Raw genomic sequence first — 13,729 nt, forward strand, 5'->3', positions numbered from 1 at the left:
AATTCGCCTCATTCTTTCCTCATGTCGTATCGTAGGTGTCATACCTACATCCTCTGTCATAGTACCAAATATCAGGTAGGCAAGCAATTTCAGTCAGATGACAATCCACTGGTTCACCATTCCCCTCTTTTGTAATACCCGACTTTTTGAACCGGTAACAAAAAAACTCCCCTGAATCATCAGGAGAGTTTGACTGCTTAATTAGCTGCTTCGTCAACGATGCGACCTTCCACTTTCGGATCGACCGTAACAAGGCTTTGCACGTGGTCACGCAAGTTTTCCCAGTCCGACAGACCGAGGTCTTGGACGCGGCCTTGTGCGTAGGCTGCGCCGAGTTCTGCGAAGCCGTCGCCGCCTTTCGCTGTGAACGCGTTCGTTGCGACTTTATACTGCGTTGCGTCGTTCGCTACGAGGACGTAAGCACCGTCTTTCAAATACTCGATTTTCGTCACGCGTGAGCCTGACGGTTTCGAGCTATCGTACGTCACTTTCAAGCCAGCGACGTGAAGGAAGCCACCGTTTTCGTTCGGAAGCGGTCCGACACTGCGCTCGAACGTTTGGTAAATCTCTGTCCCTGTGAGGTCAGCGATTGCGAGCGTGTTCCCGAACGGAAGCGTCGTGAGCACATCTCCCAACGTGATATCTCCAGCATCGATCGCCGCACGGATGCCGCCGCCGTTTTGAATCGCGCCGATGACATCTGCGTTGAACGTCTTCGCTTTCGCGAGCATGCCGTCCGTAATCAGGTTTCCAAGTGGCGTCTCGTTCTTACGGACGCTCTCGCCCGTCGTGTTGCCGACGTCGCTCGTACGTGGGTTCGTGAGTGCCACTTTAGCTGTAGCGCCAGTCGGTTGGTTTTTCAACTCATCGACTTCTTCTTTGAACGGTGCGAGGAGTTGAGTCGCTTTCGCGTCCGCTTCAAGTTTCGTCACATCGATTAAAGCACCCTCATGGGCGACGACTTTTCCGTCTTGGTCGAACGTGACGTCAAGTGTGCCAAGGTATTGGCTATATTGATACGCTTGGACGATCAACGTCGGGTTGTCCGTATCCGCGTTTCTCACTTCCGGCTTCGCGAGAAGCGAGTGCGAGTGTCCGCCGATGATGACGTCGATGCCTTCGACTTCTTCCGCGAGGATTTGGTCGTTGTCGACTGCTGGGTTGTCATCGTAACCTAAGTGCGTGACGGCGACGATTTGGTTGACGCCAGCTGCTTCGAACGCTGCGACAGCCGCTTTCGCTTCCGCGATGTAGTCTTGGAACTGGGCGTTGCCCGGGCTTGCGATTTCAGACGTTTCTTCTGTCGTGAGACCGAAGAATCCGACTTTGACGCCGTCTACTTCTTTGATGACGCCTTCATACAGACGACCGTTATATGGCTTGTCTGTCACCGCGTCACGGAAGAGCGGGTTCAAGTCTGTGTCTGCTGAGAAGTCGAGGTTCGAGCTGACGAACGGGAAGTTCGCGTAGCGGATGAACTTGGCAAGTTCGGCGTTGCCGTCTTCGTCGCCACCGAGATCGAACTCGTGGTTCCCGAGTGTCATCAAGTCGTACTTCATGTAGTTCATGAGTTTCAAGTCAGCCATTCCTTCAAACTTGTTGAAGTAAAGTGAACCTGAGAATACGTCCCCAGCGTCAATCAAGAGTGCGTTCGGCTTCTCGGCGCGGACTTGTTTAACCGCTGTTGCGCGTTTCGGCGCCAAGTCGAGTGAAGCGTGCGTGTCGTTCGTGTGCATGAACGATACCGTGTTCCCACCGACCGAATATGGAAGTTCAGCTTCGATTGTGCGGCCATTGCTCGTAAATTTCGCATGAGCCGTGAACGAACCGATTTTTGATGTATCGATGTCGTGAACACGGACGAGACGCTCGACCGTACCGTTCGCGAAGCGAACATCGAGACGAAGTGCGCTCGGTACGTTCTCCCCTTGTTTGAACGAGAGTGCTTCCCCCGGTTCGATGGCAACCGGATAGTTCAAGACGCGGACACGCTTCTCGACTTTAATCCCCTTGCCGACCACGATCCCTTTCGCCGTTTGATATGTACCGAGTTTGTTCAACTTCACCGATGACTTGTACCAATGGATGTTGGCACCTTGATATGTCTTATCGAGTGACGCTTCGAGGTCGCCTCCGCGGACGAAGTCGGCTTTCAGTTTGACCGTCTTAACTTTTGGTGCCGCGTCAGCTGTCGCTGCCGGAACGATCGATGAAGCGGTGATGGCCGCCACAGCGAGTGAAGCGTACAACTTGTTCGTTTTACGTGTGAGCATTTGATTTTCCCCTTTCAAATGTGGTGAAGCAGAACTAAAACGAATGATAGCGCTTACAATGTCTAACGGATCATAATCGGCCTTGCTCCCTATTCCGTCTTCAGACCTATCGTTTCAGAGACCACTTTCCTCTCTAAACATATCCAATTCCACTAGTAAATACAATTAATTTTTCGTTAATTCCGTGTATCTTTTCCAAAAAATCCCCCGATTGCAACATCGAGGGATTCCATGGAAATTTAAATACGTTAGGCAAAAAGACCTTATTCGGTTTCAATCAGTTCATGAAGCTGGGTGAACGGACTCGACGCCCCTGCCTTCAAATGCCCGTGCTCGATTTCTTGGAGACGGAGCGCCTCGAGCTGCATCTTCGAGGCCGCGCCCCATTTGTTCGGCCCACAATCACGAAGGGCGACCGTCCGGACCATGAGTTCCGTCGCGTCAGCCGTTGCAGCGAACTCGACCCAAACTTGGTTCGGTCCGCCCCAAGCGGCGATATCTTCGGATAAATAGAGCACACCGTCGACCCAAATCTCATAGCGCATCCGTCCCAAGCCGAGCGACGACCGCTTCTCGAACGGGTTGAGCACGTTCAAATTCAAACGATACGTCTGTCCCGGTTTCGTCGTCAGGATTTGTGAGTACGCCATGTGGTCGCCTTTTTGCATCGTGTTCGCCTCGAGGTGGTATGACACGTTCGTCGTCAAGCGCCGGACGGTCAACGGGATCGTCGTCTCGTCCAAACGGCCGCTCGTGATGACCCCATCGAGCGCCATCCACCCTTGGTCGAGCGTTGGATGCATATAGTCACGCATTGTGTCCCGCTTGTTCACACCCCAGAACGCGAGCACCGGCCATTCGTGACCAATCACTTCATAAAATAGTTTGGCGTATAACCGATCCCCATAATCAGGTGTCAAGAACAGTTCGAGGATGGCGCGGGCGTTGAACGGGATATACGTCTCAAACGCGACATCGCTCTCGGCGAGTACTTGCTGGTGCCAGACGCCCATCCGATACTCCCAATACAACAAGTCGTACGGATCGTAGCCGTGCAGCGTCTCAGTCGTCAAACCGACTGCGGCCACGTAGGACGTCCAAAGCGAGACGACACGCTCGTCTTCCCGCGATTTCCATGAATAGCAACGAATCGCCCCTTCGACGGTCAACTCGGCCGGCAGCGTCCGGTTCTTCCGATAAAACGCTCGCCCGATTTCAAGGATGTTCGAGCGCAAGTGGCGCGTCGGACGGTCTTTGTACAGTTTCATATATTCGTACGCGTGGGCATGGCCGTGACGGGATGTCACGCTTTGCCGCAACATCGAACGGAATGCCCGCGTCTCCTCGGCTTGTTCAAACGCTCGGTCATCGACTGGGATGACGCGATGGCGAAACTGAAGGTCACGCGCCATCATCGCTGCGACTTCGACATCGATATCGAGCGATTCGACGTGATGACCTGCCGCCACGTTCTGATACGTGAACGTTTCGATGTTCGAGAGGAACGGTTTGAGAAGCGCCAACGACAGGCGACTGTCAATCCCGGCCGTGAGCGAGAAAATCATGCGTTCGTCCGACTCGAGCAGCTGATGCAGCTGATTGTCGAACCATGTCCGTAGCGGTTCGATGGCCGCCTCGACCGGCAACGCATCGAGCGGACGCCGTGGATAATAGCGTGTCATCCGGTTCGTCTCGTCCACGAAATGGTTCGGGACGAGAATACGAATCGACGCATAAATCGTGAAATGACCTGGCAAGTGATAATGGTTATGGTGTCGCAATTCGTCCGAACAGAGCGGGTGCGCCTCGGACTGGACGTCTTCTTGCAACAGTTCGAGATGCGACGCCGCTCGCAGCGGTGCATCCGTCGTAAAGTAGACACCCCGCATCCCGGTCGCGTCATGATAGAGGCGAACTGACGTGTCGTCACCCCGAATCAACACGTAGCGGCCACCCATGAAGTCGAGCGCCTCATGAAATGCATCTACGTCTTGCCCGTTCAATCGTTCGAGCACTCCCTGTCGGTCACGCTGTTGCGCTCGGATGTCGAGGATGTCCCCGAAAGCGAGGAGCCAGCGTGCACCGTCTTGAATCAAGTCGACCGGACTGAGCGGTTCATAATAAAAGAAATCACCGTTCGGCAAAGTGATTGTTTCCCATCCTTCACGTTGTAGCCGGGTAGCGGTCATTAAAAATCCACGTTGATAAGCTTGCATCGTTTTCCCTCATTCTATAGAAAATTCGTTCCGCGACTCTAAAAAAGACGAGCACCGGTCGTGCCGGCGACTCATCGACTCTGACTAATAATGGTCATCCAAATATTGGAGAAGACGCCAGCCGTCTTGGCATAATCCACAGGATCAGCCATGTTCAGTTGGACGCCGTTCTGATAGACAAACAAATGTGTCACCGTCCCACCCCCGGACGCCCCGATTGTGATGCCCCGCTTCGTGAGCGTCTCATCCGGTTCGGCGATAATGGAGACGACCGAATCGGCCCGATCGCGTCGGACAACGATGTAGCCCCGCGTTGGTTCAATATAGGCTTGGGTAAAGCCAAGCGGTTTATGGCTCCCGTTCGCGTGTATGTATAACCCTTGCGGATCAAGCCGCAACGCCATGCCGCTGAATCTTAATTCACTTCCCGTTACGGACGGAAGCAACACCTCATCGGCCTCGGCTTCTTGTTTTTGTTCGTAAATGATGCCCGCCATGACCAGAAAAACCAGGACAAACGTCCTGATGAAAACTTGAAACTTTTGCCTCTGTTTCCGTTGTGATCGACTCATAATCCCCCTCCAAATTATAAAGTGTTCACCCAAAACTAGTACAATATAATCATACCGTACTTGTTTTAAATTTCCATAATAAATTGGGATTAATATGTATTTATTGCAGTTTCATACATAGTAAAACCGGTAGCGTCAAACGCTACCGGTTTCAAGATGGCGCAGCCCGAAGGCCTTGCTCTATTTAACCCTAAGGGAGGGTCAATGAAGGTCAACGCTAATTACTTAGCGATGTTCACCGAAGTGAACAATGGGTGTTTGTTGTTCTCGAGGTCGAGGACTTCGAACGCAGCGCCTGGTTTGAGCGTGAGCGTCTTCGCTGTCTCGGCCGGAGTCAACACACGGTCAATCGTGACTTGAACTTGGTTCGACTGCGATCCCATGATTTCTGTGACTTTCGCAGATTTCGAGAGATCCGCGTCGCCGACGAAGATTTTGAAGTCTTCGTAGCCATCTTCGATTGAGTACTTCGCAATCGACTCATCAAACGTGAGCGTGATGATCGCGTAGTCGCCCGATACGTTGTTCGACGTGAGTTCAGCTTTCGTCAAGCCTGGGAGGTCGTTCTCCGCGAACTTCTCGTTCAACGAGACTGTATCCATGACGTTGCCCGCTACATCCTTGATGTTTTGGATCACGAACGCATACTTACCAGACGTTTGGATCGCGCCTTCTGCGAGCGTCAACTTGATGACGTCACGCTTCTCACTGAGGAAGACAGCCTTCTCAGCGATCGCTTGACCTTCAATCAAGAAGTTGCCCAAGTTGAGTGACGACGGATCGAGTTTCTCGCTGAACTTGAGGTAAAGTGTGCTGTTGTCCTTCTCTTGGAAGTAGTAGCCATCGAACGTCGGCTTCTCTTTCTCGATTGGGCTCGAGACGATCGAGAACTTGATTGATTGCTCAGCACTCTCGTTGTCGACAACGTCTCTCACGAGGTTCGCCGGAAGTTTGACCGAGTAGTTTCCAAGCTCAAGATCCGAGATTGGCGTCTTGATTTGGTTCTTCGAGTAGTAAGATGCGTCTGTCCACTCGGCAACTTTCTTCTCGACTCCGTTTGGCGTGATGTACGAACCGTACATCTTGCCATCGTTGTATTTCTTCACTTCTTCAGAGTACGTGAGGACGAGGTGGTTCTTGCCGTTGATGACTTCCACTTTCACGTCTGTCACGTATGGTGCTTCCGCATCATTTGTGAAGTTAACGAGTTTCGTCGAAGCTGCGCCATAGTTACCAGCGAGGTCGCGGAACTGAGACACTTTCACATCGATTTGACCGATGAACGAGTTGTCGCGGACTGTGAGGACTTTGCCTGACTCGTCGAGCCATGCGTTTTTATCAAGGTCGGCCTCGATATCACCGTTTGTAAGCGTGATTTTCGCGACATGGTTGTAACGGTCCACGTAGACAGCCTCAGAGAATGTGACTGTGAGGTAGCCCGGTTTCGACGAAGACATGTCGACGACCGAAGGGTTGACCGCGTCGATAACTTTCTTCTGAACGATCTTCGTCACAGGGTTTGGCGAGATGAAGTTGCCAGCGAAGTCACGGAGACCGACGAGTGTCAATTTGTAGTCTTTGCCTGCTACGAATTGTGCGTCTGACAAGTCAAGGATGAACGATTTGCCGTCCCACGAGAGTTTGTCGACGTCTACTTTATAGCCAGCGCCAGAAGCATCTTTCAATTCGAGTTTCTTCTCGAGCTCATCTTCCGAGTCAACGTTGACCGGCTCGGAGAACGTAAACTTCACGCGGTTATTTTCAAGGTACTCAGGGTCATTAAGGACCGGGCGCACGTTGTCTTCGAACGTGTAGATTTCTTTGAACGGTACGAGCGCTTTGCCGTCGAGTCCTTCGATTTTCGCGCTAGCAAGCACGGCGTAGCGGCCATCGAATGTCTTCTCGGCGCGAACGACGAGCGTTTTGCCGTCTTTCGAGAGCGTGCCGCGAAGTCCTTTGAGGCGTTGTGCGTCTGGAATGTGATCGATTTCGACCGTTCCATCTTTGAGCATACCGTTATAAAGGAGTGTGCTCGCATCAACTGGTTTCGAGAAGTTGATTTCAAGTTCTTTCGCATTGAGCAACTTCACGCTCGATACCATTGGAGCTGATTCAACAACTTTATACTTGAACGATTTTGAGACCGTTCCGTACGCTTTGTTCGTGTACGTGAATGTCGCCATGAACTCGCCGACTTTCGATGTGTCGATACCCGACCATGAACCTGGCTTCATGTAGACGCGATCTGCGAATTTGACCGGCTGTGTGCGGATTCCCGAAACAGCTTCCCCTTTTTCGAAGACGAGCATTTCTTTCGGTCCGACCACTTCTTGGGCATAGTTCAAGACGCGAACACGCTTCTCGACTTTGATGCCTTTCCCTTTGACGAAACCAACCGCCGTTTGGAAGACTCCCAATTTGTTCAGGTTGACTGAAGATTTGTACCAGTGGATGTCTGATCCTTGGTACTGCTTGTCAAGCGCTGCATCCAAATTGCCTTGGCGTACATAATCTGAACCTAGCTTGACGACAGGCACTGCTGCTGAAGCCGACATTGCTGGTGCGACCGCTGCCGCTGTCACTGCAAACGCTGCCGCTGCTGTGACAAATTGTTTTTTGTTTGCCATCTTGTTTAAATCCTCCCTTTGGTAAAATGCGATTTCTGCGTCTTCGACTTTCTCGGTCCTCTCGATCACTCCTCAGACACCCTTACTGCCCGAGTTATGTATAGCATCGATAGGACTCGAGTCATACAAAAACAGGTATCTAAAACCATACATTGACTTTTAGCCTATGCATCGTCCCAGATTGCTTACATCCATAATATACATAACGTTTCCAGTTGAAACAAGCGAATTTTTAGCGAAAAAGGGAAATGATAATGCATTTTCATGATTTTATTTAGAATAAACATTCTGCGTTCGATTAATTACCAGTGTAACAAAAATCGCATTAAATCAACAAAGTAAGCGCTATCAATAAATCAACTCAAGATCAGACTTCCGTCATCAGGTTAGATTTTTATAAATCCATATAATAAAATATAATTACCAATTATATTTTTGTATTTTACAATAGAAGATAAATATTAACCATTAAATACCATATAATTATGTGGATAACGTTTTTTAATAAACCATTTCGTTACCAGTTATCTCTTTATTGGATTCTTAAATAAATGATTACACTTTTCGAATAGGACTTTTGAAGGTGAGTCCAATGGACGATACACAAAAAAATGACGGGCTTTTCGCAGAAATGTTTGATTTTATCCAGTAAATGGATATTGAATTACGGGGATTGTTGTTGTACACAACACCGATGCTCCTTATTTTTGAGAACAAAAAAAATCGCCCTTCTCCTATGAAGGGCGATTAAAACTGATGGGGATTAATAACCGACGAAACTGAGTGATTCCATGAATGCACGTTTCTCCGCAGCATAGAGTGGCCATTCGATGACGTCCTCACTGCCTTCCACCGTCACAACGATTCGGTTCTCGGGACGAACATTCGCTTTCACGAATTGGACGAGCTTCGCATCCGGTTTGAACTCAACGTATTCCGCGACCGTTCCATCCTCGTATTCAATGTACTCGATGTCGTCTTGATCAAGGTTCACTTTATACGACTTGCTGCCGACTTTCAGGCGGAGCGTGTCCATTTCAAGGAAACCATCTTCCGATTCGATGTTGAGGAAGAACTGCATGCTCGCTTTCGACGGTGAACCGTAGAAGACCGGCGCGAACGTCTCCGCATAACGGAACTCCCCATAGCTATCGAGCACTTCACGGTGGACCGTCACCGGACCTGGGAAACGATAGAACTTGTTATAGAGCGCATGTTGGACGCCGAGTTTGAGCGTGCCGCCTTTATTGCCAGCGCCGTCAATCGCATACAACGAGATCGCTTGCCCTCGTTTTTGTTTTGGGATTTTAATCGCGAATTTTCCAGTCGACATGACCGGCGCTTTGTAAAGTTTCGTTCCGATTTGGGCATAGACTGTCGCATACGCCTCGGCCGTCCCTGTGATCGATGTCGATGTCGTCGTCACGCTCTGCGCGACACGCGGGCGTGCTGGAGCCACACCGTCTTTAATGACTTTCGTCGAACGCGTGACGCTTGTCGCGCCTTTCGCGTCGACCGTTGTCGCACGGATGACCGTTCCGATTGGAAGGGCGACCGTCGCACGGCGATAGACGCCTTTCGCGTCATAGCGCGCCGTGTACGAAGCTGCACCGACTTGGAGTGTCACTTTCGCGCCAGGCGTTCCTGTCACGACGATTTGACGAGCCGAGTTATTGACCGTTCCGATTTTCGGCGTCGCCGGACGTGCGGCCGGATCGACGGCGACAACGACTTCCGTCGTCTCACTGACGTTGCCCGCGGCATCACGCAAGCTGACCGAGATCCGTTTGCCGACCGATTGCGGGCTCATGTTGAATTGAGCCGTCCCCGCTTCCGTGACGACACGCGTGTACACTTTGCTGTTGATGCCGATCAATGCTGTCGTGCCAGCCTCTCCTTCAATTACAAGTGACTTCGACGTATGGAGTGGCGTCGAGACGACAGGTGCGAGCGGTGCTGTGACGTCGACCGTCTCGACGACTGGTGGTTCTTCTGTTGATCCTTCTGCTTGCGCTTGGAGCGGCAAGAGTGGCGAGACGATGAGTGAACCGGCTAAGAACAATTTCAAATACGATGAATGATTCATGACTTTCCTCCATTATGTAGGTTTTACAGTTAATTGGTCGAATACCAAATTCTATTGTAATAATTCGACTTCATACAATGACGGATTTTTAATAAATCAGGTAAATGATTTCACAAAAAAACTGCTTTAGTTTCCCAAAGCAGTTCACGGTTCTCACACCTCATGAATCATTGTTGACTGGCCGCCTTGCCAGAGCCACGTGTCTTCTTGTTTCACATAGACATGCAACACCCAGAACCGGCCTTCGTAAGCGTTCGTCCCGAGAATGAAACGCTCCTCGAGCAACAGTTGCACGAGCGCGATCTCACCAGCCACCGTCTCGTCGAACGTGACGGTCTCCTGCGTAATCCACTGGACAGACGCCGGGTCAACGAACTGGTCTAAAAATGTTTCTTTATCGAACTGACGTCCGCTCGAGTCGACGTAACGAAACTCGTCATGCATGATGCCGCGCATCGCGTCCAGGTCGCCCTTGACTTGAAGTTCGGCCCGTTCGTCAGAAAGTTGTTTTAAGTTGATTGTTTCCATTGATGTACCTACCTTTCGCGTCCATCATAACATACTCGTATGCTCGAGTCGTCTCACTTGTAATGGTCATCTTCATTGTTCGATTGAATGTAACCACATCGGTAGTATTCTTTTTCTTATCCTCTATTCCCTGTATACTTATCAATATACAGTTAATCCCATTTCGAGAGGGCTATGCTTATGGATTTGATCGACCCGTTCATCTGGCAACTCGTCATCGTCCCTATCCTCACCATCGGGACCGGTGTCCTTATTGCATTACGATTCGAAAAGTCTTATATCGCCCCGCTCATCACGTTGGTGCTCAATCTCGCAATTGAAATGACGATGGGCCTCGCGTACTACGGGACGCTCACTTCTCCATCGTCTTGGAATTGGCTTTTCCCGATTCCCTCGTTTCTCGTAGCCTATACGTTTCTCAGTAAACGGAAAACTGAGCGCCAGACAGAAAAACATTCCTGAGCCCTAATCATTCTGACAGTTTCAATATTGACATTCTTGCTTCAGCCCGTTAAAGTAACGATAACATTCATACGAACTCGCGATGAGAAAGAAGAGTAGCGTGAAGATTCGTCTCCAGAAAGCCGGTGGTCGATGCGAACCGGTGACGTGTCTCACGTGAATGGGCTTTTGAGCGTTCAGACCGATACGTAGGCTCTGACGGGTCCTCCCGTTACCGAGGATAGCGAATGATTGTTCGCGATGAGTGGGGGGGAACTCCCCCAACGAAGGTGGCACCACGGGTCCCCCGTCCTTCATGTCTTTTTTAGACATGTCGGGCGGGGGACTTTTTTTATTTTTAAGGAGGAGATCACATGAAACAACTCATCATCAACGGCGACGAACTGACACCGGTGGCCATCTTTCATCGATTAGAGGGAGATCGGAAAGTACTGCTCGAGAGCCGCGCCGAAGGCAAGCATGGCCGTTACTCGATTATCGCCTCCAATCCGGTCGAGACGATTCGCGCCAAAGGCAACGAATTGACCGACGCATCCGGCACGATGCACACGGACGACCCGCTCGCCTTGTTATCGGAACTAGTTTCGCGAGACACGCCGGATGCCCCCTATCCGTTCATCGGCGGTGCCGTCGGCTATATCGGCTATGACATGCAACGCGTCTATGAACCGATTCCGAATACACCTAGCGAGACTCGCGGTTTGCCAGATGCCTTGTTCCAACGATATGAGACGGTCGTTCTCTATGATCACGTCGAGGAGCAGGTCATCGTGATCGATACCGGGGATGATGATGCTGAGAAGCGACTCCACCACATCAAACTGGCACTCGAGACGGCGAAGACACACGAGCTCGCCCCTGTCGTCCGCACGAGTGAACGGGTGTTGACCGGGAAAGATGAATTCGTCGAACGCGTCTTGCAGGCGAAAGAAGCCATCCTCGCCGGTGAGGTGTTCCAACTCGTCTTGTCCCAACGCATCGACGCGACGTTCACCGGCGACCCGTTCCACTTCTATCGGACGCTCCGGAAACAGAACCCGAGTCCGTACTTATTCTATATCGACCTAGGCGAGGCGATCGTCCTCGGGGCGTCCCCGGAGAGTCTCGTTCGCGTCGAGGGAAATCGCGTCTCGACAAACCCGATCGCCGGCACGCGCCCCCGTGGCAAAACGGTCGAAGAAGACGTTCGTCACGCCGCTGACCTCGTGAAAGACGAGAAAGAACTCGCCGAGCATCGGATGCTGCTCGACCTCGGTCGCAACGACATCGGCCGGGTCGCAAAAGTCGGCTCGGTCACGATTCCGAAACAGATGGAAGTCGAGCGCTTCAAAAACGTCATGCATCTCGTCTCCGAGGTCGAGGGCGAACTGCGTGACAACTTGAATCCGATTGATGCGTTACGTGCCTGTCTCCCGGCCGGTACCGTCTCCGGCGCCCCGAAGATTCGGGCGATGCAGCTGATTGACGAATTGGAGACGGTGAAACGCGAAGTATATGCCGGGGCCGTCGGGTATCTCGACGTCCGGGGCGGCTATGATTTCGCTCTCGCCATCCGGACGATGGTCGTTCAAGGAGATACGGCCTACGTCCAAGCGGGCGCCGGTATCGTCTACGACTCGGACCCGGTGTCAGAATATGAAGAGACGTTGCATAAAGCCAAATCCCTTTTGGAGGTGTTCGCATGATTCTACTTATCGATAACTACGACTCGTTCACGTACAACGTGTATCAAGATGTCGCCCGGTTCAGCGACGTGACGGTCATCCGTAATGATGAACTGACAATCGACGCGATCCGCGACCTCAATCCGGCTGGCATCATCATCTCTCCGGGTCCAGGTGGCCCACTGGATGCCGGTGTGTCGCTCGACGTCGTCCGCTCTTTGTCTGGCACCATCCCCATCCTCGGCGTCTGTCTCGGTCATCAAGTCATCGCCGAAGCGTTCGGGGGGACGGTCGGACGGGCCGAGCAGGTCATGCATGGGAAGACGTCTATGATTGAGACGACACCGGGCATCTTGTTCGATGGGAATCCGAGTGAGGTCATGCGCTACCATTCGCTCGTCGTCTTGGAGACGGATCTCGTCGTAACCGCTCGCACGCACGACGGTGTCATCATGGCACTCGAGCATCCCGAACACCCGACATATGGCGTCCAGTTCCATCCCGAGTCGATTGGAACGCCGAACGGACGCGATCTGTTCAAGCGTTTCGTCGACTTGTGCCATTCAAAAAGACCGAGGAACGTGTCCCCGGTCTGAACGTTAGGCTTTCAAGAAATCTTCAAATTGAAAATCATGCTTGTCGAGCATGATTTGATTTGGCGTTACACCGCTTTGACGCAACGCGGCAATCGTCTCATGCAAGAAATCATCGCTACCGACCACATAAAACAACCCATCTTTGTCTGCGGTGAGCGTTTCGACACGCTGATAATAATCCGGACGACTGTCGACGAACTCGGCCGTGAAGGCGGCTGTTGACGCGAACACATCGCTGAACAGATAATCCTGTGAGGAATCGACGTTCAACGAATGAAGGTGCGGCACGCCTTCCCCATTCGCCAAATACGCGAGCACGAGCGGACGGAACGTCGCAATGCCAACTCCCGACGACAACAGATAGACGTTCTTCCCTTCCCGCTTCAACGGTACGTTCGAATGCGTCTTGAAGATGGCGACCTTGTCCCCGATGTTCATGTCCCGCAGAATCGATTTAAACGTCGAACATTCCGATTTGACCCGGGTCGTGATGCCAATCGCGCCTTCCTGCGGCAACGTCGAGATCGACATATGGCGAATCAACGTCCGGTTCGGTCGATCTTCCTTGTTAAACCCCTCGAGCGCGAAGTGTGTGTGCGCCCCTTCTTCCCATGTGAAGCCAGCCGGCAGTTCAAGTTTGAACGTGTAGGTGTCTTTTGATTCCTCCACGACTTGTTGAATCGATGTCCAGTAAATCTGCATCGA

General features: G+C 51.7%; 10 protein-coding genes and 1 other annotated feature. Of the genes, 3 read left to right on the forward strand and 7 right to left on the reverse strand.

Going from position 1 to position 13,729, the window contains the following annotated elements; all coding sequences use genetic code 11:
• Positions 1 to 197: 197 nt before the first annotated feature.
• The 6 genes from KNP71_RS04865 to KNP71_RS04890 all read right to left on the reverse strand — a co-directional run bounded on the left by KNP71_RS04865 (position 198) and on the right by KNP71_RS04890 (position 10,302).
• Positions 198 to 2,273, reverse strand: coding sequence for a bifunctional metallophosphatase/5'-nucleotidase (locus tag KNP71_RS04865; RefSeq protein WP_214830133.1), 2,076 nt, complete (start codon positions 2,271 to 2,273; stop codon positions 198 to 200).
• Positions 2,274 to 2,536: 263 nt separating this feature from the next.
• The gene (locus KNP71_RS04870) at positions 2,537 to 4,489 is read right to left on the reverse strand and encodes an asparagine synthetase B family protein (protein ID WP_029594904.1); all 1,953 of its coding nucleotides are present in this window, start codon (positions 4,487 to 4,489) and stop codon (positions 2,537 to 2,539) included.
• Positions 4,490 to 4,560: 71 nt separating this feature from the next.
• Entirely contained in the window at positions 4,561 to 4,986 is a 426-nt protein-coding gene (locus KNP71_RS04875; RefSeq protein WP_235045168.1) for a hypothetical protein, read from the reverse strand.
• 296 nt (positions 4,987 to 5,282) lie between these two features.
• Positions 5,283 to 7,688: an Ig-like domain-containing domain gene (locus tag KNP71_RS04880; RefSeq protein WP_125317998.1), complete on the reverse strand. Its 2,406-nt coding sequence runs from the start codon at positions 7,686 to 7,688 to the stop codon at positions 5,283 to 5,285.
• A gap of 763 nt (positions 7,689 to 8,451) precedes the next feature.
• On the reverse strand, positions 8,452 to 9,774 hold the full coding sequence (locus KNP71_RS04885; RefSeq protein WP_021066423.1) for an Ig-like domain-containing protein: 1,323 nt from the start codon (positions 9,772 to 9,774) through the stop codon (positions 8,452 to 8,454).
• A 153-nt stretch (positions 9,775 to 9,927) separates the two neighbouring features.
• Positions 9,928 to 10,302, reverse strand: a complete 375-nt coding sequence (locus KNP71_RS04890) for a nuclear transport factor 2 family protein (RefSeq protein WP_029594901.1) — start codon at positions 10,300 to 10,302, stop codon at positions 9,928 to 9,930.
• Between the two features lie 180 nt (positions 10,303 to 10,482).
• On the opposite strand from KNP71_RS04890, the gene KNP71_RS04895 reads away from it, so the two are divergent.
• The 3 genes from KNP71_RS04895 (at position 10,483) to KNP71_RS04905 (ending at position 13,024) form a co-directional block, all read left to right on the forward strand.
• Positions 10,483 to 10,764 (forward strand): hypothetical protein, encoded by a 282-nt coding sequence (locus KNP71_RS04895; protein ID WP_051627691.1) that lies wholly within the window; start codon positions 10,483 to 10,485, stop codon positions 10,762 to 10,764.
• A 73-nt stretch (positions 10,765 to 10,837) separates the two neighbouring features.
• Positions 10,838 to 11,061, forward strand: a binding site (T-box leader).
• 56 nt (positions 11,062 to 11,117) lie between these two features.
• Positions 11,118 to 12,449: an anthranilate synthase component I gene (gene trpE, locus KNP71_RS04900; protein WP_029594899.1), complete on the forward strand. Its 1,332-nt coding sequence runs from the start codon at positions 11,118 to 11,120 to the stop codon at positions 12,447 to 12,449.
• On the forward strand, positions 12,446 to 13,024 hold the full coding sequence (locus tag KNP71_RS04905) for an anthranilate synthase component II (protein ID WP_214830135.1): 579 nt from the start codon (positions 12,446 to 12,448) through the stop codon (positions 13,022 to 13,024). The genes trpE and KNP71_RS04905 overlap by 4 nt, the downstream gene beginning before the upstream one ends.
• A 3-nt stretch (positions 13,025 to 13,027) precedes the next feature.
• On the opposite strand, the gene KNP71_RS04910 is transcribed toward KNP71_RS04905, so the two are convergent.
• Positions 13,028 to 13,726 carry a ferredoxin reductase domain-containing protein gene (locus KNP71_RS04910; protein WP_214826602.1) on the reverse strand — a complete coding sequence of 233 codons (699 nt, stop codon included), beginning with the start codon at positions 13,724 to 13,726 and terminating at the stop codon, positions 13,028 to 13,030.
• Positions 13,727 to 13,729 lie beyond the last annotated feature (3 nt).

Source organism: Exiguobacterium sp. s56 (assembly GCF_018618255.1).
GTDB classification, from domain to species: domain Bacteria; phylum Bacillota; class Bacilli; order Exiguobacteriales; family Exiguobacteriaceae; genus Exiguobacterium; species Exiguobacterium chiriqhucha.